Genomic DNA, 21,955 nt, shown 5'->3' with positions numbered 1-21,955 from the left:
ATGGGGAGGTCCCCGAACGCGCCACCCGAACCAGGAGCACCCCTGTGACCACCACCACCGCCCACCGCACCACCGCGGTCGCCGCCCGCGCGTCGGAGCTGTCGAAGGTCTACGGCCAGGGGGAGACCCAGGTGGTCGCGCTGGACCGGGTGTCCGTGGACTTCCCGCAGGGCGAGTTCACCGCCATCATGGGTCCGTCCGGCTCCGGCAAGTCGACCCTGATGCACTGCGTCGCCGGTCTCGACAGCTTCAGCAGCGGCTCCGTACGCATCGGGGACACCGAGCTGGGGTCCCTGAAGGACAAGCAGCTCACACAGCTGCGCCGGGACAAGATCGGCTTCATCTTCCAGGCCTTCAACCTGCTGCCGACGCTGACCGCACTGGAGAACATCACCCTGCCGATGGACATCGCCGGGCGCAGGCCCGACGCCGACTGGCTGCGGAAGGTCATCGCCATGGTCGGCCTGTCCGAGCGGCTGAAGCACCGGCCGACCGAGCTCTCCGGCGGCCAGCAGCAGCGTGTGGCGGTCGCCCGCGCCCTGGCCTCGCAGCCGGAGATCATCTTCGGTGACGAGCCGACCGGGAACCTGGACTCCAGGTCCGGCGCCGAGGTCCTCGGCTTCCTGCGCAACTCCGTGCGCGAACTCGGCCAGACCGTGGTGATGGTGACCCACGACCCGGTCGCCGCCTCCTACGCGGACCGCGTGGTCTTCCTCGCGGACGGCGCCGTCGTCGACGAGATGCCGAACCCGACCGCAGAGGGTGTCCTCGACCGGATGAAGGCGTTCGACGCCAAGGGCCGCACCAGCTGAGCGCGCGCCCGCCGCCCCCTCCCCGGCGTCCGTACGCCGTCCCGAACCCATCCCCAGGACACACAGACATGTTCCGTACCGCCCTGCGCAACGTGCTCGCGCACAAGGCCAGGCTGCTGATGACCGTGCTCGCCGTCACGCTCGGCGTCGCCTTCGTCTCCGGCACCCTGGTCTTCACCGACACCCTCGGCAACGCCTTCCGCAACCAGTCCGCGAAGAGCTACGACGACGTCGCCGTCGCCGTCTCGACCCAGGCCGGCGACCAGGACGGCAGGACCCCCGGCATCGACGACTCCACGCTGGCCCGGATCCGCGCCCTGGACGGCGTCGCCTCCGCCACCGGGCGGGTGTCCGGCTTCGCCGGCGTCGCCGGTCCGGACGGCAAGCTGATCGGCAACGGCTGGTCCAACACGGGTGCCAACTACGCGCCCGGCAAGGGCGGTCAGGACGCCCGCTACGCCTTCACCCACGGAGCCGGTCCAGGGCGTGACGACGAGATCGCGCTCGACCGGGACACCGCGGAGAAGGGCGGGTACCGCGTCGGCGACCAGGTACGGGTCGCCACCAACGGGCCGGTCGAGGAGTACACCCTCTCCGGGGTCTTCACCACCGAGGACGGCGCGGTCAACGCGGGTGGCAGCCTCGTGCTGTTCGACACCCGGACCGCGCAGGGGCTCTACCTGAAGCCCGGCGTCTTCAAGGACGTCACCGTGACCGCCGCGGCCGGCGCCTCCGACCGGAAGCTGCTGGACGCGATCGAGCCGCTGCTCCCCGAAGGCGCGACCGCGCAGACCGGGCGGGCGCTGGCGGACGAGCAGGCGAAGCAGATCGAGAGCGGGCTCACCAGCCTCAACACCATGCTGCTGGCCTTCGCGGGGATCGCCCTGTTCGTCGGCGTCTTCCTCATCGCCAACACCTTCACGATGCTGGTCGCGCAGCGGACCCGCGAGCTGGCCCTGATGCGGGCCATCGGCGCCTCCCGCCGCCAGGTCAAGCGTTCGGTGCTGGTCGAGGCGGCCGTCGTCGGCACACTCGCCTCCGTCATCGGTTTCGGCCTGGGTGTCGCGCTCGCCGCCGGGCTGCGCTCCGCGATGGGTGTGATCGGCGGCAAGATCCCCGCAGGCCCGCTCGTCGTCTCGCCGGCCGCGATCGGATCGGCCTTCGCCGTCGGCATCCTGATCACCGTGATCGCCGCGTGGCTGCCCGCCCGCAGGGCCGCGAAGATCGCCCCGGTGGCAGCCATGAGCAGCGTGCACGCCACGGCGAGCACCCGCTCCCTGGTCGTCAGGAACTCGATCGGCGCCGTGATCACGCTGATCGGCGCGGCGGGGATCGTCGGGGGCGCGGCGGTCGGCGGCGGTGACGGGCGGTACCTCGTCGCGGCCGGCGCCTTCTTCGCCCTGATCGGCGTGATCGTGCTGATCCCGCTGCTCTCCCGCCCGGCCGTCGCCCTCGTACGGCCGGCGCTGGGGAAGCTGTTCGGTGTCTCCGGCAAGCTGGCCTCGCAGAACGCGGTCCGCAACCCGCGGCGCACCGGTGCCACCGCCTCCGCGCTGGCCATCGGGCTGACCCTGGTCACCGGCATCTCGGTGCTGGGAGTGACGCTCGGCCAGGCCGTCGACAAGATGACCACGGACAACATCAAGGCCGACTACATGGTCTCGATGGCCAGTGGCGGAGCGCTCGACCCGTCCGCGCTCACCGCCCTGGAGAAGGCCGACGGCGTCACCGCCGTCTCCCCGCAGCAGGCGGCCTGGTTCGAGGTGGACGGGAAGTACCACTCGGCCTCCGGCGTCACCCCGGGCGACGTGGAGAAGGTCTTCGCCCTGAAGACCGTCTCCGGTTCGCTCGGCTCCCTGAAGGACGGCCGGGTGGCGGTCGGCTCGAAGACCGCGAAGTCGAACGGCTGGAAGACCGGCGACACCCTCCCGGTGACCTTCGACGACAAGAAGAAGGGTGAGCTCGAGGTCGGTGCCGTCTACCAGGAGAACGAGTTCCTCTCCCCCTTCCTGATCCCGAAGGACCTGGCGGACGCGCACAGCACCACCGCCCGCCCCGACATCCGTGAGATCTGGATCAAGACGGAAGGCGGCGCGAGCAAGGCCCGTGAACAGGCGGTCGTGGACGCGCTCGGGGACAACCCGGCGATGAGCGTCATGGACCGGCAGGACATCCGTGACATGTTCGGCGGCTTCGTGAACACCGCCCTGAACATCATGTACGGGCTGCTCGCCATGGCCCTGCTGATCGCGGTCCTCGGGGTGGTCAACACCCTCGCGATGTCGGTGTTCGAACGGCAGCAGGAGATCGGCATGCTCCGCGCGATCGGTCTCGACCGGCGCCGGGTCAAGCGGATGATCCGGCTGGAGGCGGTCGTCATCTCGGTCTTCGGCGCGGTGATCGGGATCGGCCTGGGCGTCTTCCTCGGCTGGGCGATCGGCCGGACCCTCGCCGAGAGCGTCCCCGGCTACGCCCTGGTCGTCCCGTGGGACCGGCTCGCGGTGTTCCTGGCCCTCGCCGCGCTGGTGGGTGTCCTGGCCTCGCTGTGGCCCGCCCGCAGCGGAGCGAAGCTGAACATGCTGACGGCGATCAAGACCGAGTAGGCGCCGGACGCGCGGGAGCGCGAGGGGCGGTACCCGCACACGCGGGTACCGCCCCCTTTCCGTCCGGTACCGGTCAGCCCTTGCGCGAGGCCGTCCAGTCACGGGCCCTGAGCGGCATGCCGCTGGGCCCGCCCTCCCGCGGGCGGACCGCGAGGATCTGGTTGACCCCGATCCTGTTGTGCTCGAAGGAGAGCGCGGAGGCCGCCATGTAGAGCCGCCAGACGCGGGCCCGCCCGGGGGAGGTGGCCCGGACGGCCTCCTTCCAGTGGCTCTCCAGGTTGGCCACCCACTGCCGCAGGGTCAGTGCGTAGTGCTCGCGGATCGCCTCGACGTCGCGGGCCTCGAAGCCGGCCTCCTCCAGGGTGGCCACGGTGCGTCCGACCGGGGCGAGTTCGCCGTCGGGGAAGACGTAGGCGTCGATGAACTCGTCGATCCGGTAGGCGGCTTCGTCCTTCTCCGGCCGGCGCGCGATCTGGTGGTTGAGGAGCCGCCCGCCGGGCTTCAGGAGCGCGTAGAGGTCGTCGGCGTACTCGCGGTAGCGGACCGAGCCGACGTGCTCGGCCATGCCGATGGAGGAGATGGCGTCGTACGGACCGTCCTTGACGTCCCGGTAGTCCTGGACGCGGATCTCGATCCGGTCGGTGAGGCCCTCCTCGGCGATCCGCTTGCGGGCGAAGGCCGCCTGCTCGGTCGAGAGGGTCACCCCGGTGACCCGGGCGCCGTACTCGCGGGCGGCGTGGATGGCCATGGAGCCCCATCCGCAGCCGACGTCGAGGAGGCGGTCGCCCTCCTCCAGGGCGAGCTTGCGGCAGACCAGGTCGAGCTTGTCGCGCTGGGCCTCCTCCAGGGTGCCGCCCTCCTGCCAGTAGGCGCAGGAGTAGACCATCGAGGGGCCGAGGACCATGGCGTAGAAGTCGTTGCCCACGTCGTAGTGGTGGCTGATCGCCTCCTTGTCGCGGCGCCGGGTGTGCAGTGGGCCGGTGCGGCGGCGCACTTCCTCGGCGGGCGGGGGCGGGGGCGGCCAGGGGCCGGCGAGTTCGAGGAGTCCGCGGGCGAAGGCGCGGACCTTCGGGTCGCGTACGGGGTGGACGGAGTCCTTCGCCTCGGCCCCGCGCTCCCAGAGGAGGGCGGCCACGGCGTCCAGGGCCGCGTAGAGATCGCCGTCGACGTCGATCTCACCAGCCACCCAGGCGCGGGCCAGGCCCAGTTCACCCGGCTTCCAGAGCAGCCGGCGCAGGGCGCGGCGGTGACGCAGTACGAGGGTGGGGGCACCCGGCGGACCGGATTCGCTGCCGTCCCAGGCCCGGATCCGGACCGGCAGGGGTTCTCCGAGCAACTCTTCGGCGAGAGCGGTCAGCCGCGATGCGGCGTCGGCCATGGCGCACACCTCCGTGGTGGTGTTTCCGAACGTGCCTGAATTTCGCATATGCGCACCCGTACCGGAGCCACGACACCTCGGGGCCACGGCGAGGTACACGGGCGTCAACGCCGTATGACGCCTGTACCATCCCGCCGGAGCGCAATGGAACGGCAAAATACATTCACTGACCACGTACTTGCGGGGCCGCCGGTGCGCGCCTGCGAGGTCCCGGGCACGCCGAAGGGGCCGACCGCACCACGGATGGCGGTCGACCCCTTCGGTGACGTACGGGCGCTGCTAGGCCTTGGCCTTCTCGCCGTCGGCCTTGGCCGCGACGGGAGCCGGGCTCGGCTTGGCGGCCTCGTAGAACTCCTCGCGCGGAGTCTCCATGGCGCCGAGCGAGACGACCTCGCGCTTGAGGAACATCGCCAGCGTCCAGTCGGCGAAGATCCGGATCTTGCGGTTCCAGGTCGGCATGGCCATGCCGTGGTAGCCGCGGTGCATGTACCAGGCGAGACGGCCCTTGAGCTTGATCTTCACCTTGCCCATGACGATCATCGCGACGCCCTTGTGCAGGCCGAGTCCGGCGACCGCACCCTTGTTGGCGTGGCTGTACTCCTTCTGCGGGAAGCCCCGCATGCCGGAGATGACGTTGTCACCGAGGACCCTCGCCTGGCGCAGCGCGTGCTGGGCGTTCGGCGGGCACCAGGCGTTCGGGTTGCCGGCGCGGCGGCCGACCATGTCCGGCACCTGGGCGTTGTCGCCCGCGGCCCAGATGTAGTCGGTGCCCTGGACCTGGAGCTTCTCCGAGGTGTCCACGTGGCCGCGCGGGCCGAGCGGCAGGCCGAAGCGGGCCAGCGCCGGGTTCGGCTTCACGCCGGCGGTCCACACGATCGTGCTGGAGTCGACCTCCAGGCCGTTCTTCAGGACGACGTGGCCGTCGACGCAGGAGTCCATGGAGGTCGAGAGGTAGACCTCGACACCACGGCTCTCCAGGTGCTCCTTGCCGTAGGCGCCCAGCTTCGGGCCGACCTCGGGAAGGATCTTGTCGGCGGCGTCGACCAGGATGAAGCGCATGTCCTCGCGCTTGACGCTGGTGTAGTACTTCGCGGCGTCGCGGGCCATGTCCTCGACCTCGCCGATGGTCTCCGCGCCGGCGAAGCCGCCGCCCACGAAGACGAACGTCAGCGCCTTGCGGCGGACGTCCTCATCGGTCGTCGAGTCGGCCTTGTCGAGCTGCTCGAGGACGTGGTTGCGCAGGCCGATGGACTCCTCGATGCCCTTCATGCCGATGCCCTGCTCGGCGAGGCCGGGGATCGGGAAGGTGCGGGAGACCGCGCCCATCGCGATGACCAGGTAGTCGAAGGGCAGCTCGTAGGCCTCGCCGACGAGCGGCGCGACCGTGGCGACCTTGCGGTCCTGATCGATGGTCGTGACACGGCCGGTGAGAACCTCAGCCTTGGGCAGCACGCGTCGCAGCGGGACGACGACATGCCGAGGCGAGATGCTGCCGGCAGCAGCTTCGGGGAGGAAGGGCTGGTACGTCATGTACGAGCGCGGGTCGACGACCGTGACGGTCGCCTCTCCATACCGCATCTTCTTCAGAATGCGACGAGCTGCGTACAGGCCTACGTACCCACCGCCTACAACGAGGATCCTGGGACGCTCCGTGGTGCTCATGCCATCGAGTATCCACCCCCCTCGGAGGGCATGCTCGTGAGCCCCTTCACAAGGTATGCGCGACCCTCTGCTACACTTCGCCGCCCACGTGACCCAGGTCATGGCTGCGACGGGGAACCACGGGCCGTCGGCGAACGTTGTTCACCGCCTGTGAGCTGGCCCTTGAGCCGACGCGTCAAGGGCTCCGGCGCCGCGGGACACGCTTCCGCCACACTGCCGAAACACCCCCGCATCACCCTCTCCGCACCCCCGGAACCGCCCGCACGGCTCCCCGGACGAAGAACTTCGCCCAGGAGAGCCGAATTCCTTGTGAAGAAGTTCACGAAGCTTGTCGCGGCGGCTCGCCGAAGCCCTCCCCGGACGGCCCCGGGGAGGGCTTGTGCGAGCTCAGAAGTGCAGGCCACGGTGCGTCTGAGCGGGATCTCACCGCTCGGCCGGGGCCGCTGTGATCAGGCCGCCGATCAGGCCGCCGACCAGGCGATCCCGTCGAGGATGTCGTGCTCGCTGACGACGACCTCGCGGGCGCCGCACCGCTCCATCACCGCGAGCAGGACGAGCGCCCCCGCGGCGATCACGTCGACCCGGCCGGGGTGCATGGCGGGGATCGCCGCCCGCTCCTCGTGCGTCGAGGCCAGCAGCTCGCCGGTGATCTCCCTGACCCGCTCCAGAGACACGCGGGAGTGGTGGATGGCCGCGGAGTCGTACTCCTCCAGCCCCAGGGCGATGGCGGCGACGGTGGTGACCGTGCCCGCCAGCCCCACGAGGGTCGCCGCCGAGGAGAGCGGCACGGTCTCCTCCGCCAGGTCCAGGGCGGCACCGATGTCCGCCCGGATCGCCGCGATCCGGTCGGGGGCCGGCGGGTCCACGACGGCTCCGTCCACCACGAGGTGACGCTCCGTCATGCGTACGCAGCCGATGTCCACGGACCGCGCGGCCCGCACCCGGTCGTCACCGACGACGAACTCCGTGGAGCCGCCGCCGATGTCCACCACCAGGTACGGCTTCTCCAGGTGGTCGGCGCCCAGCAGCTCCTTGGTGGCGCCGTCGAACGAGAGCTGAGCCTCCCGGTCGCCGGTGACCACCTCGGGCTCGACACCCAGGATGTCCAGGACACCGCGGACGAACTCGTCGCTGTTCTCCGCGTCCCGGGAGGCGGAGGTGGCGACGAAGCGGATCCGCTCGGCCCCCAGCTCCTTGACGACGGCCGCGTACTCCCGGCAGGCGTCGAAGGTGCGCTCGAGCGCCTCGGGGGCCAGCCGTCCGGTCCGGTCGACGCCCTGGCCGAGGCGGACGATCCGCATCCGGCGGTCGAGCTCGGCGAAGTCCCCCGTGGCGGGGTCCACGTCGGCGACGAGCAGACGGATCGAGTTGGTACCGCAGTCGACGGCGGCAACGCGGGTCATGGGGCTCCTGTGTTCGTACGGGTACCGCGGCCGGGTGTCAGGACGCGTCGGGCTCGGCGTCGCCGCCGCACGGCGTGACGCAGGGGCCCTTGGCCCACCACTCGGGCAGCATCGCGATCGCCTCGTCGCCCAGCGGGTTCACCCCGGGGCCGGCGACCAGGGAGTGGCCGACGAGGACGTGGAGGCACTTCACGCGGTCGGGCATGCCCCCCGCGCTCGGGAAGCCCTCCAGGACCTCGATCGCGTCCCGGCGCGCGAGGTAGTCCTCGTGCGCGGCACGGTAGGCGGCGGCCAGCTCCGGATCCGTCGTCAGCCGCTCGGTCATCTCCTTCATGACCCCGTTGGCCTCCAGCGTGCCGATCGCGGACGCGGCACGCGGGCAGGTCAGGTAGTACGTCGTCGGGAACGGCGTGCCGTCCTCCAGGCGGGGCTGGGTCTCGACCACGTCCGGGTTGCCGCAGGGGCAGCGGTGCGCGATGGCGCGCAGACCACGCGGCGGACGGCCGAGCTGGAGCTCGAACGCGGCGATGTCCGCTGCGGTGGGCGTGGTGGGTTCTGTCTGCGGAGGGGGCGTGTCCATGCCTGCCTTGAATGTCATCGGTCGGACTGTATGAATCGGTACGGGGATCGGGCCCGGCGCGCGCCCCGCGTCATTCGCGGTCCGCGCTGTCGACGCCGTCCCAGAGGTTCGAGTGCCACGGGCGGCCCGTCGCCCCCGGATCGCCCCGGCGCTCCTCGGCGGCGTCCGGGTCGACCACGGTGTAGCCGGTCTCGCCGGGCAGCACGTAGTGCAGGTGCTGGCGCGCCAGACGGCGGATGTACGCGTCGTCCTTGAGCCGCGCCTTCTCGTCGCGCAGCTCCTCGGTCCGCTGCCGGGCCTCCTGCGAGAGCCTCTCCTGCTCGGCGATCTGGTCGCGCTGGGAGACGTACTGGCGCATGGGATACGCGAGGGCGACGACGAGGGAGCAGACGATCAGGGCGAGGAACGCGGCCCGGCCGGTCAGCCGGGAACGCCGCGCCTGACGGCGGTTCTGGGACCGGTAGACACGGGCCGCGGTCTGCTCGCCGAGCAGGCGCAGCCTGGTCGCGGTGGAGAACCGGTCGCGGTCCTTCCCGGCCATGTCTCACGCTCCCGTCACGCACGTCCGTCCCCGCACACGGTACGGGACCGGATGCGGGGACGGACGGAGGCTGGTGCCCGGACTCGGGCTGTCAGCCCTCGAAGCGGAACCGCGGGAACGCCGAGCGTCCGGCGTACACGGCGGCGTCGTCGAGGATCTCCTCGATGCGCAGCAGCTGGTTGTACTTGGCGACGCGGTCCGAGCGGGCCGGGGCGCCGGTCTTGATCTGGCCGCAGTTCACGGCGACGGCGAGGTCGGCGATGGTGACGTCCTCGGTCTCACCGGAGCGGTGCGACATCATGCACTTGAAGCCGTTGCGCTGCGCCAGCTCGACGGCGTCCAGGGTCTCGGTCAGCGAACCGATCTGGTTGACCTTGACGAGCAGGGCGTTGGCCGAGCCCTCCTCGATGCCGCGGGCGAGGCGCTCCGGGTTGGTGACGAAGAGGTCGTCGCCGACGATCTGGACCTTGGAGCCCAGCTTGTCGGTGATGACCTTCCAGCCGGCCCAGTCGTCCTCGTACAGCGGGTCCTCGATGGAGACCAGCGGGTACGCGGAGACGAGCTCCTCGTAGTACTCGGTCATCTCGGCGGCCGAGCGGGACTTGCCCTCGAACTCGTAGACGCCGTCCTTGTAGAACTCGGACGCGGCGACGTCGAGCGCGAGCGCGATGTCGCGGCCCGGGACGTAACCGGCCTCCTTGACGGCCTCGATGATGAGGTCGAGGGCGGCGCGGTTGGACTCGAGGTTGGGGGCGAAGCCGCCCTCGTCACCGAGACCGGTGGACAGGCCCTTGGTCTTCAGGACCTTCTTCAGGGTGTGGTAGATCTCCGCGCCCCAGCGAAGGGCCTCGGAGAAGGACTCGGCGCCGATCGGCGCGATCATGAACTCCTGGATGTCCACGTTGGAGTCGGCGTGCGAGCCGCCGTTCAGGATGTTCATCATCGGAACGGGCAGCAGGTGCGCGTTCGGGCCGCCGAGGTAGCGGAAGAGCGGGAGGTCCGAGGCCTCGGACGCGGCGTGGGCCACGGCCAGCGAGACGCCGAGGATGGCGTTGGCGCCGAGGGAGCCCTTGTTCTCGGTGGCGTCCAGGTCGAACATCGCCTGGTCGATGAGGCGCTGCTCGGTGGCGTCGTAGCCGACGAGCTCCGGGCCGATCTGCTCGATGACGGCGAGGACGGCCTTCTCGACGCCCTTGCCCTGGTAACGGTTGGGGTCACCGTCGCGAAGCTCGATGGCCTCGAACGCGCCGGTGGAGGCTCCGGACGGAACAGCAGCACGTCCCGTGCTGCCGTCGTCGAGGCCAACCTCGACCTCGACCGTGGGGTTGCCCCGGGAGTCGAGGATTTCCCTGGCTACGACGACGTCGATGGACGGCACGAGGCATCTCCTTCTGGGATCTGACACTGATTGGGCAGGGTCACTGTGGCCTTGCGTCACGAGCCTAACCGGCCCGGCCCGCTCCGTCGGCCGTCCGCCCGTCCCCTGGGACGAAAAAGGACCCGAGGGCCTGCATTACGGACAAATCTCCAGAATCTTACTGGACAGTAACCACAACAGTTGAACGCTCGCCTCCACGGGTGAGCGGTGGCCCGCTCCCGGGAGGGCGGTGGCCGCGCTCCCGGGTGCGCGGCGCCCCTGATCCCGCACCCTCGCGGCGGGTGCGGAACGGCCCGGCCCGGCGTGCGGGGGGTCTGCACGCCGGGCCGGGCCCTCCGGGGCAGGAGGAAGACCCCGGGCTGCTTCCGACTACTTCAGGTGGAGCTGCTGCCCCGGGAAGATCAGGTCGGCCTTCTCGACGATGTCGTCGTTCAGCTTGAACAGCTTCTTCCAGCCGCCCTTGACCTTCTTCGCGTCGGCGATCTTGCTGAGGGTGTCGCCGGCCTTCACCTTGTACTCGCCGTCACCCTTGGCGACCTTCTTGCCGTTGGGGGTGGTGACGGTCTTCTCGGGGGCCGTGCGCTTCTCGCTGCGCGTGGTGGGCTGCTCGGCCTTGCGCTCCGGCGCGGCCTTCGGGGCCGTGTCGCCGTTCTTGGCGGAGCCGGTGTCGACACCCGGGTCCACACCGTCGTTCGTGAGGCCGCCGGCGGAGGCGCAGGACCAGGCGCCCGGGCCCTGCATGTCGAGCAGCTTCTCGGCGACCGCGATCTGCTGGTCCTTGGTGGCCAGGTCGGCGCGCGCGGCGTACTGCGTACCACCGGCCGCGGCCCAGCTGGACGCCGAGAACTGCAGGCCGCCGTAGTAGCCGTTGCCGGTGTTGATGGACCAGTTGCCACCGGACTCGCACTGGGCGACGGCGTCCCAGGTGTCCACGGAGGCGGCGGAGGCGTTGGTCGCGCCCATGAGCGGCACGGCGACGGCGGCACCGGCGACACCGGCCAGGGTCGCGATCCGAACGGCCTTGGACGGGCGACGGTGCTTGCCCGTGCTGGAAAGCAGCATGGTTCTCCTCACCGACGCCTACGAGGTGAGCTGTCGGGTTCGGGCCTGTGAGTTGCCCGGCCACCCGCTCCCGCGGGCGGCTCCACCCCTAGCCGTCCCCCTCCGTCTCTCGACGTCCGGGTCCGGCACCTACCTGGGTCCCCCGCTCCTGCCTACGGCGCTTTACGCGTCGGTACCCCTCGACCGACGGCAGGATTCGGCGTGACGGTCGAAGGTGCCCGCGGTGCGAGCGGCTCCGACGGTAATCACACGCAACGCCCACATTCAAAGATGGACATAACGACCAATCAGCCCGTAACGAAGCGGCGCGAAGGATCGTTTTCGCAGGTCGGAGCCAATACGGACGGACCGGACGCCCGAGACGCGCCGACCGACGCAAAGAGACCCATGTCTCACTTACGCATAAGTGGACATAGGCCTCTTAACTGCCCCCGATTTCGGGGTGTTTCAACGCTTTGGATCAGTTGGCGGGGGTCTCCGCCGAAGCGTCCTGGGCACTGTCGCCGACACCCAGGTCCAGGCTCTGGCCGGGGAGGATCAGGTCCGGGTCGGGACCCAGCTCGTCCTTGTTGGCCTCGTAGAGGGCCGGCCACCCGCCGGGGAGCTCCTGCGCGTCGGCGATCGCCCACAGGTTGTCGCCCTCGCGGACGGTGTACGTGCCCTCCGCGTCCTCCGCGCCCTCACGCGCGCCGGAGTCGCCGCGCGAGGCGTGGCGGGCGGTGTCGCGTCCGGTGCCGGGCGCCGAATCGGCGCCCTCCTCGGGCGCGGGGGCACCCCGGTGCTTCCCGCCCTTCGGTGCCTGGGAGTCCTCGGGCGAGGGCGTCGCCGAGGGGGAGGCCGAGGGAGAGGCCGCGGACTCGCCGCCCTTCTCGCTCCCGCTCGCGTCCTCCTTGCCGGCGGACGCCTTCCCCTCCGCGGCGTCCTTCCCCGCGGAGGCGTCGTCGCCGTCCGCGGTGTCCGCCGCGCCACCGGCCTCGGCCGAGGGGTCCTCGGAGGGCCCGGCGCTGTCCGCGGAGTCGTCGGACGGCTCGTCGCCCGGATCCACGCCGGGCAGCGTGCCGTCCAGCGCGAGCCCGGAGATCACGGCGCAGCTGGCCCACGCCTGCGGGCCCTTGTCGTCCAGCACCTTCTCGGCGACCGCGATCTGCTGCGAGCGGCTGGCGAGGTCGGCCCGGGCGGCGTACTGCGTACCGCCGTAGGCCGACCAGGTCTCCTGGGAGAGCTGCAGACCGCCGTAGTAGCCGTTGCCGAGGTCGGCGCTCCACATGCCGCCGCTCTCGCACTCGGCGACGTTGTCCCAGGTGGTCGCTTCGGCGGCCTGCGCGCCGCCCGCGCCGAGCAGGGGGATGGCGATGGCCGATCCCGTGACGCCTGCGGCGACGACGATCGCGGGTGCCTGGCGAGGGCGACGGTGTCTGCCGTTCGCGGAGCCCATGGGATTGCCTTCCGTGTGACTGACATGTGACGGGTGGGTCGAGGGGTGAACCTAGCCCTACTCGAACGTGTGTCACAAGTCGATGCAGCGGAGATCACGTGAAAGTCACAGAGTTGACAGAGTGTCACTTCTGACGGCGGGGAGGCGCGTCCCGAACTCCACGGGAAGCGTGCACAGTCCACGCATGACGAGACCGCCACGCCGTCCCGGATCGGCCCCATCCACGGCGATCCGCAGGTCGGGAAGGCGCCGGGGCGGCGTCGCCCGCGTCACCCGCCCCTCCCGGCGGGCCTGTCGGGCGTCCGGGCGGCGGAGGGTACCGGCCCCTTCTCCGCGGCACCGACCGTCACCGCGCGCGAGATCCAGGCCGTCCGCATACTGAGATCGCCGGGGCCGTCGCCGGCCTGCGCCGGGACGGCGGTCACAGCCCCGCGCGGGGAGGGAAGCCTGAGCCGGAGCCCGGTACTGTCGTCCGGTGAACCGCACTCCGCAGCCCGAACTCTTCACCTGGGAGTTCGCGACCGACCCGTACCCGGCCTACGACTGGCTCCGCGAGCACAGCCCCGTGCACTGGACGGTGCTGCCCAGCGGTGTCGAGGCCTGGCTGGTGACCCGGTACGCGGATGCGCGCCAGGCCCTGGCGGACAGCCGGCTCTCGAAGAATCCCGCACACCACGCGCAGGACGCGCGGGGGAAGAGCAGGACCGGCATCCCCGGCGAACGCAGCGCCAACCTGATGACCCATCTCCTCAACATCGACCCTCCCGACCACACCCGGCTGCGGCGGCTCGTGTCCAAGGCGTTCACCCCGCGCCGGGTCGCCGCGTTCGCTCCGCGCGTGCAGGAGCTGGCCGACTCCCTCATCGACGCCTTCGCCGAGAAGGGGAGCGCGGACCTCATCCACGACTTCGCCTTCCCCCTCCCCATCTACGCGATCTGCGACCTGCTGGGCGTTCCCCCCGAGGACCAGGACGACTTCCGAGACTGGGCCGGGATGATGATCCGCCACGGCGGAGGCCCACGGGGCGGAGTCGCCCGTTCGGTCAAGAGGATCCGCACGTACCTCACCGAGCTGATCCACCGGAAGCGGGCGGACCTCGGGGACGACTTGATCTCGGACCTCATCCGCGCGTCCGACCACGGTGAGCACCTGACGGAGAACGAGGCGGCGGCGATGGCCTTCGTGATCCTCTTCGCGGGTTTCGAGACGACCATCAACCTGATCGGCAACAGCGTCCACGCGCTCTTCGGCGATCCGGCTCAACGAGCCGTCTTCCAGGACGCGGTGGAACGGGGGGACGGCGCGGTTCTCGACGGCGCCGTGGAGGAACTGCTGCGCTTCGACGGCCCGGTGGAGCTGGCCACCTGGCGGTACGCCACCGAGCCGCTCGAGATCGGCGGCCGAGCCATCCGCGAGGGGGACCCCGTCCTGGTGGTGCTCGCCGCCGCCGACCGGGATCCGGAACGCTTCCCTGAGCCGGGCACCCTGGATCTCGTCCGCCGGGACAACCAGCACCTCGGGTACGGCCACGGCATCCACTACTGCCTCGGTGCGCCCCTTGCGCGGCTGGAGGGGCGCACCGCCCTGGAGACGCTGTTCCGCCGGCTGCCGGACCTTCGGCCGGCGGTCGAGCCGGACGATCTCCGGTGGCGGGGCGGGCTCATCATGCGTGGGCTGCGGACACTCCCGGTCGAGTTCGCCCCGGAGTCGGCCGCCGGCCGGTCGTGACCCGCCCCGTTCGTCCTCCCGGGCGCGGAGCCCGGGGCGACGGGCCGGGGTCCGGTCCGGAGCCGTCGCTCACCCCTCGACGCGGTCCCGCCCCCCGGTGAGCCCCTCCGCCGCCCGGATGGCGTCCCGGTAGGTACGGGCGGCGGCCCGCAGGGCGGCCTCCGGGTCGATACCGTCCTCCTCGGCGCGCACGGCGAGGGCCAGCAGCCGGTAGCCGGTCCCCTCGGTCCCGGCCGCGTCGCCCTCGGGGAGGGCGACGTCGAGACCGGCGGCGCGCACCCTGCTGCCGAGCTTGGCCGCGAGCGCGAGACCGGGCTGCCCGAGGGGCACCCCGTCGGTGACCGATTCCCGCTGCTTCTCGATCGCCTTCGTACGCATCCAGTGCGCGCGCACGTCCTCCGGGGTCTCGGCGGTCTCGTCCCCGAAGACGTGCGGGTGCCGGTGGATCAGCTTCTCGACGATGGTGGCCGCGACGTCGTCGATGCCGAACGGCTCCTCCTGGTCCTCCTGCGCGATGCGTGCGTGGAAGACGACCTGGAGCAGTACGTCCCCGAGCTCCTCGCGCAGTTCCTCGCGGTCGCCGTCCTCGATGGCCTCGACGAGTTCGTACGCCTCCTCGATGGCGTACTTCGCGAGGCCCTCGTGCGTCTTCCGCGACGTCCACGGGCAGGCGAGCCTGATCCGGTCCATGACCTGCACCAGATCCAGGAGCCGGGCGCCCGGCAGGTCGTACGAACCGGGCAGCAGCTCCAGGTCGGGCATCCGTACCCGGCCCGAACCCCCCAGCCGGGCCAGGCCGTCGGTGAGCCGCTGGTCGCCCTCGCCGCCCACCAGGACCACGACGGTACGGGCACCCGCACAGTCGTCGACCAGTTCCTCGGCCGGGGGTGCGGTGTGCTCCACGGCGATCCCGGCCTCCCGCAGGTAGGGGAGCTGGGGGTGGTCCCGGTCGGCGCACAGCACGCGGTCTGCCGCGTGCAGCGTCTGCCAGGCGGGCCAGGACAGCAGTCCGGGGGCGACACGGTGGCTGGAGGTGAGCAGGACGATGCGGCCGGGGTCTTCAGCGTTCACACCCCGAACCTACCTCCGCGTGCCGGGGTCAGGCTCCGGCCTGGGGGTCCTGGCCCGGGAAGGTGGTGACCTGGGTGATCCACGGGGCCTTGTACGTGCTGAGCTGGACCTTCTGGTCGTCCCAGCTGCCGTAGCGCGGGTTGACGTCGATGTGCAGGGCCTTCGACGCCTCGGTGAGCGCCTTGCCCACCACCTGCTGGCCGTCCGGGGTCTGCAGGTCCGCGCCGAGCGCCCGGGCGAGCTTGGGGAGCTGGACCTCCTTGCGCAGGTCGTCCTCGATCTGGCCGGGGGCGACCCAGCGCTGTTCCAGCATGACCGTGCGCAGGCCCTGGTCGCCGCCGGACTGCGAGGCGGCGGCGGAGTGGATCTGCTGGATCTCCTTGCGGCTGACGGTCACCCCGGCGTCCTTCGCCGCACGGTCCAGGACCCGTCCGAAGATCAGGCTGTGCAGCTTGGCCCGGTTCAGCTGACCGGACTTCTTCACCAGTTCCTCGGACTGCGCGGATTCCTGCTGGGCACTGCGCACGTCCGACGCCTGCTGCTGGACCGTCGCCACGTCGATCCGCTCGCCGCCGACGACGGCCGCGGCACCGGGGTGGGCCTCGCTGCCGCAGGCGGTCAGGAGGGGGGCCGCGACGAGCGTGGCGGCGGAGAGGGCGAGCGCGGTGCGACGACGGCGGTGCAAAGGAGCCTCCCGGGGAGAGTTTGTGCATCAGTGCACAAAGCCTTGCGGTGATCGATGTTAGGCAGTGGACGTGATTCGGGCCACTGCTTCGACCAACGATTTCCGGACCGGTCGGTGCGGGGTCGGGGGCGAAATCCCTTCGGTCGTGCGCGTTCCCGCCGATTCCGCCTCACACGGAACCGCGTACGTCCTGGTGGTGGGTCAGCTGCCGGCGCAGTTCGGTGGGAAGGGCGTGGTGGGGGCCCCAGGCGCGCTCGGTGTCGTAGAGCAGGGCCTGGAGCTGGGCCCGGCCGGCGGTGTGGTCGCCGACCGCGAGCAGGAGGTGGCCGATCCGGTGCCGGATGTCGAATGCCCGGCCCGGGCTCGTGCGGTCGTTCTCGTAGGAGGGGAGCACGGCACGGTACTCGGCGAGGGCCGACGCAGCCTCGCCGAGCTGTTCCAGGCACTGCGCCGCGTCGTAGCGGAACTGCAGGGCCTGCGAGTCGGCGGGGCCGGCCTCGGCGGCGCGGTCCTCGGCGAGGCGGCGGAGCTCCGGGAGGGCCCGGCGGTACTGGCCGTCGTCCATCAGGGTGGCCGCGTACTGCTTGCGCAGGATGCGGACCACCGGTGAGTGTTCGCCGTGCTCGGCCGCCGCGGCGGGCAGGATGCCCCCGAGGATGTCGACGGCCTGGGTGATGCGGCCCTCCCCCAGCAGCCGCTTGACCTCGTCGACGGCGCGCGCCACGTCGGGCCTGGCGGGCGGTGTCCGGGGAGGCTCGGGGACCTGCCGGGGTACGGCGGCGGGCGCGGGGACGGCGGGACGGTCGGGCCAGGGGGCATGGGGCCGGAGGAACGGGCGGGTCGGGTCGAGCGGCCCGGACGGCGATCCGCCGGCGGGCAGCAGGGGGCGCAGCGACTCGTAGACCTCCTGGGCGGAGGCGGGGCGGTGCTGGGGGTCCTTGGAGAGCAGGCGCAGCACGAGCGCTTCGAGCGCCTCGGGGACCTCGGGCCTGAGCTGGCGCACCGGGAGGGGAGGCTCGTAGAGATGGCGGTGGAGCACACCGAGTGCGGTCGAGCCGGCGAACGGCACGTTCCCGCTGAGGAGTTCGTGCAGCAGCACACCGAGGGCGTACAGGTCGGTGTACGGGCCCACGGCGCCGCCCATCGCCTGTTCGGGGGCCATGTAGGCCGGGGAGCCGATCGGTGAGCCGGTGTGCGTGAGGCGTGTGGTGTCGGTGTCCATGACGGAGGCGATGCCCAGGTCGAGCACGGTGAGGGTGCCGTCGGGCTTGATCATGGCGTTGCGGGGCTTGAGGTCGCGGTGGACGATCGGCACGGCGTGCACCGCGGAGAGCACCGCGCACAGCTGGGCGGCGACGGCCACGGCCCAGGTCCACGGGTAGGGCTCGTGCTCGGCCAGGTGGTCGGCGAGGTCGGCGCCCTCGACGTACTGCATGACGAGGTAGAGGTCCTCGCCGTCACTGCCCGCGTCGTGGACGGTGACGAGGCCGGGGTGGTCGACCTGTGCGGTGACCCTGCACTCGCGGACGAACCGCCTGCGCAGGTCGTCGGCCGCGTCGCTTCCCGAGGGACCGGCGACCCGGTCGGGGCGCAGCAGTTTCACGGCGACCCGGCGGTCGAGGCGCTGGTCGTAGGCGGTCCACACCTGCCCCATACCGCCTTGGCCGAGGATGGTCGCCAGCTCGTAACGCCCGGCGATGACCCGCCCGTTCACCGGTTGTCACCCTCCTTGCGGAGGTAGTCGCTCAGCTCGTCGAGCTCCGCCCGCACCTGGTCGAGCCGCCGGGGAGGGGTGGCCCTCGGCGGGTCGGGGGGCGGGGTGGGTGCGGGGTCCTGCCGGGGGGCGGGCGGGTAGCCGTACGACGGCCGGTGTCCGGCGGGCATGGTCGGATGCTGGGCGTGTGCGCCGGCCGTCGGCATGCCGGGGCCGCCGCCCGCGTACGGGTTCGGGTACGCGACGGGGGCCGGGCCGGGCTGCGGGCCGAAGTGCCGGATCTCCGTGTACAGGTAGTAGGTGACCGTCCCGGCGAAGATGACCAGCATCCAGACGAGCATGGTGACCGCCTGGCCGTCCGTCAGTTCCTCCCCCTCCTCGGTCGGGAGGAGGCCCAGGTAGACCACGAGCCCGACGTCCAGCGCGAGCACGAGGCCGAACATCCACCAGTCGCGTGGCTTGCGGGTGACGATCGCGAGCCTCAGCATGGCCGCCCAGCTCAGGAAGGTGCAGCTGAACAGGGCGAGCGCCACGAAGACCACGCGCAGCGTGACGAGCGTGGCCGGGGACGGGCGACGCTTCGGCTGCTGCTGCGGCGGATAGCCGTAGCCGTGCATGTGCTGCTCCCGGATGGCGTGGGTCGGACGTGTGCAGTGAGCGTATACACCGACACGGACAACCGGTCCGGGGTTGTGCACAACCGTTGTGCTTCACGTCACTTCGGGGCGACCGTACGTCATCCCGGGTCGACCGTGCCGTCCGTGAGCCCGTCGTACATCCCCTGCACCAGCTGTCCGCCGAGCCGTCCCGCGGTGCGCAGGGCGTCCTCGAAGGCGGCCAGCGCGCTGAACCTCTCGCCGTAGCCGTGCTGTTCGGACAGCGGGAGGCGTGGGACCTGGAGGCGCCGGGCGTCGAGCCGTGTGGCGGTGGAGGCGTAGCTGCTGGCCTGGCGGTTGTTGGCGGTGCCCCGGAGGAATCCGGCCAGGAACCAGGGGTCGAGGGCGGCGGGGTCGGGGCGCAGCAGCTGGAGGTTGCGTCCGAGTACCGCTCCGGCGGTGGCCTCGTCGACGACCCGGGCGACCGAGCCGCCGCCGAGGACGGGTACGACGACGTCGCCCACGTCCAGGAGGATCGGTTCGCTCTCCGCGGGCGCGGACGGAGTTCCGCTCGGCGCGGTACCCGCGAGGACGTCGTGCTCGGTGAGGACCCTCCCGGAGAGGTGTCCGGTCCCGGTGCCGGTGCGCAGGTGCAGGGCTCCGGCGCGGGCCAGTTCGCCGACCGTGGTGAGGGTCAGCCTGGTCTGTTCGCCGGGTTCCGCGGCGGGCGGGGTGAGCCGGGAGGCCAGTTCGAGGGTGGCCGCGACGCGTTCCCGTACGCGGACGAGTTCCGCCGCGCCGCCGCCGGCCGCCGGGGGCGGCAGATGGCGGGCGGGCGCCAGGTCCACGTCGTCGTCGAGGAGTTCGATGACGGGGACGGCGCGGCTGGTGCCGGGCCGCTCCTCGACGGGCAGGTGCCTGCCGGGCGCGTCGAAGGCGTGCCACGCGTCGAGGGCGGCGGCGCGCACCGCCGGCCAGTCCAGGCGTTCACGTCCTGACTGGGTGCCGGGTGCCTCCGCCCCGGCGGTGTCGACGAGGAGGAGTTCGGGCGCCGGGGGGTGGGCGGGGTCGGGCCGGCGCAGCACCCAGATGTGCAGCGGAATGCCGTACGGGGGTGCGGCTCCCGCGGGCAGCGCGATGACCGCGCGCAGGGCTCCCCGCCTCAGCAGGTCGGCCCGGACCCTGCGGCCCGAGCGGCGGGAGGCGGCGGCCGGGGGCATCAGCATCACCGCGGTGCCGCCCTCGCGGAGGCGGGCGAGGGCGTGCTGGACCCAGGCGAGCTCGGACTCGGTCCGGGCGGGGAAGCCGTACTCCCAGCGGGGGTCGTAGGCCAGTTCGTCATGCCCCCAGTTGCGTTCGTTGAACGGCGGGTGGCAGAGCACGGCGTCCGCCCTGAGCTGAGGAAACGCGTCCTCGCGCAGGGTGTCGCCGGTACCGAGGGCGAGCACGGGCGCGTCGGCCCCGTCGCCCGTGGCGTGCAGGGCGAGCCGGAGCGAGGCGAGCGCCGCGAGGTCGGGGTCGGCCTCCTGGGCGTGGAGCGCCGTGGGCCTGCGTACGGCGCACAGCAGGGCGCCGGTGCCTGCCGCCGGGTCCAGGTAGGTGCGGGAGGTCCGTCCGCCGCTCCCCCGGGCGGTGTCGCCCGCCGGCTCCGAGAGGCCGGCCATCAGCTCGGCGAGGCCGGGCGGTGTGAGGGTGTACTGCCGCGGGTTGGCGTCCAGCTGACGGCCGAAGAGGAAGGCGAAAGCCTGGCCGGCCCCGGCCTCGGCGGCCAGTTCGGCGGCGGCCCGCAGCAGCGGCACGGACGGCAGCAGTCCGGCCGCCGTGGGGGTGGGCACGGCGCGGTCCTCGCCGAGGCGGGCGGAGAGGACCTGGTCCAGGGCGGCGGGCAGCAGATCCGCCATGCGGGCGTCCGAGACCGCGGCGATCTCCAGCCAGGCGGTGGGCCTGTCCCGGACGAGCAGGAGGGCGCATCCTGCGTGGACCAGTGCGTTCACAGCGCCGTCGGGGTGCCCCGCCAGCTGCTGCCAGACCCGCTCGCGCAGGGGTACCTCGGCGAGCTTGCCCTGGTCGCGCAGCCACTGCTCGACCTCGGGGAGTGCGAAGGAGGGGCTGGCCTCGGTGCCCCCGACCGGCTTCGGGAAGTCGGCGTGACGCCGCCTCCAGTTGCTGACGGCCGCGCGGCCCACGCCGGCGAGCCTGGCGATACCGGCCGCGGTCACCTCTGTCGAGTCATCCGGCACTGGACTGTCTCCCGTTCCGCGCGCGTCGGTGTCGCCTGCTGTGTGGGGCGAGCATACCGACTCCCGTGAACCCACCGGTTCACAACAGATACCCTGTTGACTCGGTTCACAAGCAGTGATCTTATTGACCCGACGCACACAGATCCCGTGGATCGCGCCGCTCACAGTCGTCTCCCTGCCGGAAGGGCACAGCCATGTCCCAGCACACCCAGCCGTATCCGCCCCAGCAGCCGTACGCCCCGGCGCAGACGCCCGGCACCCGGCCGGCCCGCAACGGCCTCGGCATCGCCGCGCTCGTCCTCGGCATCATCGGCACCGTCTCGGGGCTGGTTCCGCTGCTCTTCTGGCTCGCGGGCGTCCTGGGCCTGATCGCACTGATCCTCGGCCTCGCCGGCCGGGGCCGTGTCAAGCGCGGGGAGGCCACCAACAAGGGCGTGACGACGTTCGGCGCGGTCCTCGGACTGGTGGCGCTGATCCTCTCCGTGGTCGGAGCGGTACTGACCTTCAAGGCCGTGGACGACGTGGTGTCGGAGCTCGACAAGGCCGTCGTGGACTCCTCCGCCTCGGCGGAGCCCGCCGCCGGTGAGGGGGCGGCCGCCGATGCCGCGGACGGGAAGGACAAGGGCGAGAGCCTGGAGGGCGGCGACTCCGCGGTCTACGACGACGGCCTGCAGATCACGGTCGGAGCGCCGGCGGCGTACGAGCCCGGCGAGTTCGCGATCGGCCACACCAAGGGCAACAGCGCCTACTCGGTGTCGGTCGTCATCGAGAACAAGGGCAAGGAGAAGTTCGACGCGACGCTGGTCACCGTCGACGCCCGCGCGGGCGAGGACGGCGTGAAGGCGGAGCAGATCTTCGACGACAAGACCGGCGAGGGCTTCTCCGGCACGGTCATGCCGGGCAAGAAGGTCACCGCCACGTACTCCTTCGACGCCCCCGCCGACGCGGGGCACCTGACGGTGGAGGTCGCCCCGGGCTTCGAGTGGGACGCGAGCCAGTGGGAGTTGAAGCTCTGACCGCCGGCCCCGCCGGAAGGGCCCGCTCCGGGGCCGCCCGCCCTCACGCG

General features: G+C 71.8%; 17 protein-coding genes and 1 riboswitch. Of the genes, 4 read left to right on the top strand and 13 right to left on the bottom strand.

Translation table 11 applies throughout. The features are described from left to right. Positions 1-44 precede the first annotated feature (44 nt). Together ACFXOA_RS15970 and ACFXOA_RS15965 are read left to right on the top strand one after the other, a co-directional pair. Positions 45-812, top strand: a complete 768-nt coding sequence (locus ACFXOA_RS15970) for an ABC transporter ATP-binding protein (RefSeq protein ID WP_385027703.1) — start codon at positions 45-47, stop codon at positions 810-812. A gap of 68 nt (positions 813-880) precedes the next feature. Beyond that, positions 881-3,415 carry an ABC transporter permease gene (locus ACFXOA_RS15965; protein ID WP_385027700.1) on the top strand — a complete coding sequence of 845 codons (2,535 nt, stop codon included), beginning with the start codon at positions 881-883 and terminating at the stop codon, positions 3,413-3,415. A 73-nt stretch (positions 3,416-3,488) separates the two neighbouring features. Here the strand turns inward: ACFXOA_RS15965 and ACFXOA_RS15960 are convergent, their stop codons facing one another. The 8 genes from ACFXOA_RS15960 to ACFXOA_RS15925 all read right to left on the bottom strand — a co-directional run bounded on the left by ACFXOA_RS15960 (position 3,489) and on the right by ACFXOA_RS15925 (position 12,854). Then, positions 3,489-4,793, bottom strand: coding sequence for a class I SAM-dependent methyltransferase (locus ACFXOA_RS15960; RefSeq protein WP_385027697.1), 1,305 nt, complete (start codon positions 4,791-4,793; stop codon positions 3,489-3,491). Between the two features lie 279 nt (positions 4,794-5,072). After that, positions 5,073-6,455: an NAD(P)/FAD-dependent oxidoreductase gene (locus ACFXOA_RS15955; RefSeq protein WP_385027694.1), complete on the bottom strand. Its 1,383-nt coding sequence runs from the start codon at positions 6,453-6,455 to the stop codon at positions 5,073-5,075. Positions 6,456-6,916: 461 nt separating this feature from the next. Continuing rightward, the gene (locus ACFXOA_RS15950) at positions 6,917-7,858 is read right to left on the bottom strand and encodes an exopolyphosphatase (protein ID WP_385027691.1); all 942 of its coding nucleotides are present in this window, start codon (positions 7,856-7,858) and stop codon (positions 6,917-6,919) included. A gap of 37 nt (positions 7,859-7,895) precedes the next feature. Further along, positions 7,896-8,438, bottom strand: a complete 543-nt coding sequence (locus tag ACFXOA_RS15945; protein ID WP_385027869.1) for a DUF501 domain-containing protein — start codon at positions 8,436-8,438, stop codon at positions 7,896-7,898. A 70-nt stretch (positions 8,439-8,508) separates the two neighbouring features. Beyond that, complete coding sequence (locus ACFXOA_RS15940; RefSeq protein WP_385027688.1) at positions 8,509-8,979, bottom strand: septum formation initiator family protein; 471 nt, start codon at positions 8,977-8,979, stop codon at positions 8,509-8,511. Between the two features lie 91 nt (positions 8,980-9,070). Then, the gene (eno, locus tag ACFXOA_RS15935; protein ID WP_356880541.1) at positions 9,071-10,357 is read right to left on the bottom strand and encodes a phosphopyruvate hydratase; all 1,287 of its coding nucleotides are present in this window, start codon (positions 10,355-10,357) and stop codon (positions 9,071-9,073) included. Between the two features lie 369 nt (positions 10,358-10,726). Then, entirely contained in the window at positions 10,727-11,419 is a 693-nt protein-coding gene (locus ACFXOA_RS15930; RefSeq protein WP_385027685.1) for a transglycosylase family protein, read from the bottom strand. Further along, positions 11,420-11,589: riboswitch (cyclic di-AMP (ydaO/yuaA leader) on the bottom strand. A 290-nt stretch (positions 11,590-11,879) separates the two neighbouring features. Then, complete coding sequence (locus tag ACFXOA_RS15925; RefSeq protein WP_385027682.1) at positions 11,880-12,854, bottom strand: transglycosylase family protein; 975 nt, start codon at positions 12,852-12,854, stop codon at positions 11,880-11,882. Between the two features lie 475 nt (positions 12,855-13,329). Between ACFXOA_RS15925 and ACFXOA_RS15920 the strand changes: the two genes are divergently transcribed. Then, positions 13,330-14,583, top strand: a complete 1,254-nt coding sequence (locus tag ACFXOA_RS15920; RefSeq protein WP_385027679.1) for a cytochrome P450 — start codon at positions 13,330-13,332, stop codon at positions 14,581-14,583. Between the two features lie 69 nt (positions 14,584-14,652). On the opposite strand, the gene ACFXOA_RS15915 is transcribed toward ACFXOA_RS15920, so the two are convergent. From ACFXOA_RS15915 to ACFXOA_RS15895, 5 genes are all read right to left on the bottom strand, one after another. Next, positions 14,653-15,654 (bottom strand): nucleoside triphosphate pyrophosphohydrolase, encoded by a 1,002-nt coding sequence (locus tag ACFXOA_RS15915; RefSeq protein WP_385027676.1) that lies wholly within the window; start codon positions 15,652-15,654, stop codon positions 14,653-14,655. Between the two features lie 28 nt (positions 15,655-15,682). After that, positions 15,683-16,339: a SurA N-terminal domain-containing protein gene (locus ACFXOA_RS15910; RefSeq protein WP_385027673.1), complete on the bottom strand. Its 657-nt coding sequence runs from the start codon at positions 16,337-16,339 to the stop codon at positions 15,683-15,685. A 169-nt stretch (positions 16,340-16,508) separates the two neighbouring features. Then, a complete protein-coding gene (locus tag ACFXOA_RS15905) occupies positions 16,509-18,053 on the bottom strand; it encodes a protein kinase (RefSeq protein ID WP_385027670.1) in 1,545 nt (514 codons plus the stop codon). Continuing rightward, entirely contained in the window at positions 18,050-18,670 is a 621-nt protein-coding gene (locus ACFXOA_RS15900) for a hypothetical protein (RefSeq protein WP_385027667.1), read from the bottom strand. Before ACFXOA_RS15900 ends, ACFXOA_RS15905 begins: the two co-directional genes overlap by 4 nt. A 119-nt stretch (positions 18,671-18,789) precedes the next feature. Further along, entirely contained in the window at positions 18,790-20,889 is a 2,100-nt protein-coding gene (locus ACFXOA_RS15895; RefSeq protein WP_385027664.1) for an N-6 DNA methylase, read from the bottom strand. A gap of 194 nt (positions 20,890-21,083) precedes the next feature. On the opposite strand from ACFXOA_RS15895, the gene ACFXOA_RS15890 reads away from it, so the two are divergent. Beyond that, complete coding sequence (locus ACFXOA_RS15890) at positions 21,084-21,905, top strand: DUF4352 domain-containing protein (protein ID WP_385027661.1); 822 nt, start codon at positions 21,084-21,086, stop codon at positions 21,903-21,905. The last annotated feature ends 50 nt before the right edge of the window (positions 21,906-21,955 follow it).

The sequence above is a fragment of the Streptomyces sp. NPDC059166 genome (genome assembly GCF_042755185.1).
Lineage (GTDB): Bacteria > Actinomycetota > Actinomycetes > Streptomycetales > Streptomycetaceae > Streptomyces.
Note: the sequence above shows the minus strand (reverse complement) of the source record. Positions and strands in the feature narration are given on the sequence as shown.

Excerpts from the sequence above, each read along its gene's own strand:
- ACFXOA_RS15965 (WP_385027700.1), top strand. The coding sequence starts at position 881 with ATGTTCCGTACCGCCCTGCGCAACGTGCTCGCGCACAAGGCCAGGCTG.
- ACFXOA_RS15960 (WP_385027697.1), bottom strand. The coding sequence starts at position 4,793 with ATGGCCGACGCCGCATCGCGGCTGACCGCTCTCGCCGAAGAGTTGCTC.
- ACFXOA_RS15955 (WP_385027694.1), bottom strand. The coding sequence starts at position 6,455 with ATGAGCACCACGGAGCGTCCCAGGATCCTCGTTGTAGGCGGTGGGTAC.
- ACFXOA_RS15950 (WP_385027691.1), bottom strand. The coding sequence starts at position 7,858 with ATGACCCGCGTTGCCGCCGTCGACTGCGGTACCAACTCGATCCGTCTG.
- ACFXOA_RS15945 (WP_385027869.1), bottom strand. The coding sequence starts at position 8,438 with ATGGACACGCCCCCTCCGCAGACAGAACCCACCACGCCCACCGCAGCG.
- ACFXOA_RS15940 (WP_385027688.1), bottom strand. The coding sequence starts at position 8,979 with ATGGCCGGGAAGGACCGCGACCGGTTCTCCACCGCGACCAGGCTGCGC.
- ACFXOA_RS15930 (WP_385027685.1), bottom strand. The coding sequence starts at position 11,419 with ATGCTGCTTTCCAGCACGGGCAAGCACCGTCGCCCGTCCAAGGCCGTT.
- ACFXOA_RS15925 (WP_385027682.1), bottom strand. The coding sequence starts at position 12,854 with ATGGGCTCCGCGAACGGCAGACACCGTCGCCCTCGCCAGGCACCCGCG.
- ACFXOA_RS15900 (WP_385027667.1), bottom strand. The coding sequence starts at position 18,670 with ATGCACGGCTACGGCTATCCGCCGCAGCAGCAGCCGAAGCGTCGCCCG.
- ACFXOA_RS15890 (WP_385027661.1), top strand. The coding sequence starts at position 21,084 with ATGTCCCAGCACACCCAGCCGTATCCGCCCCAGCAGCCGTACGCCCCG.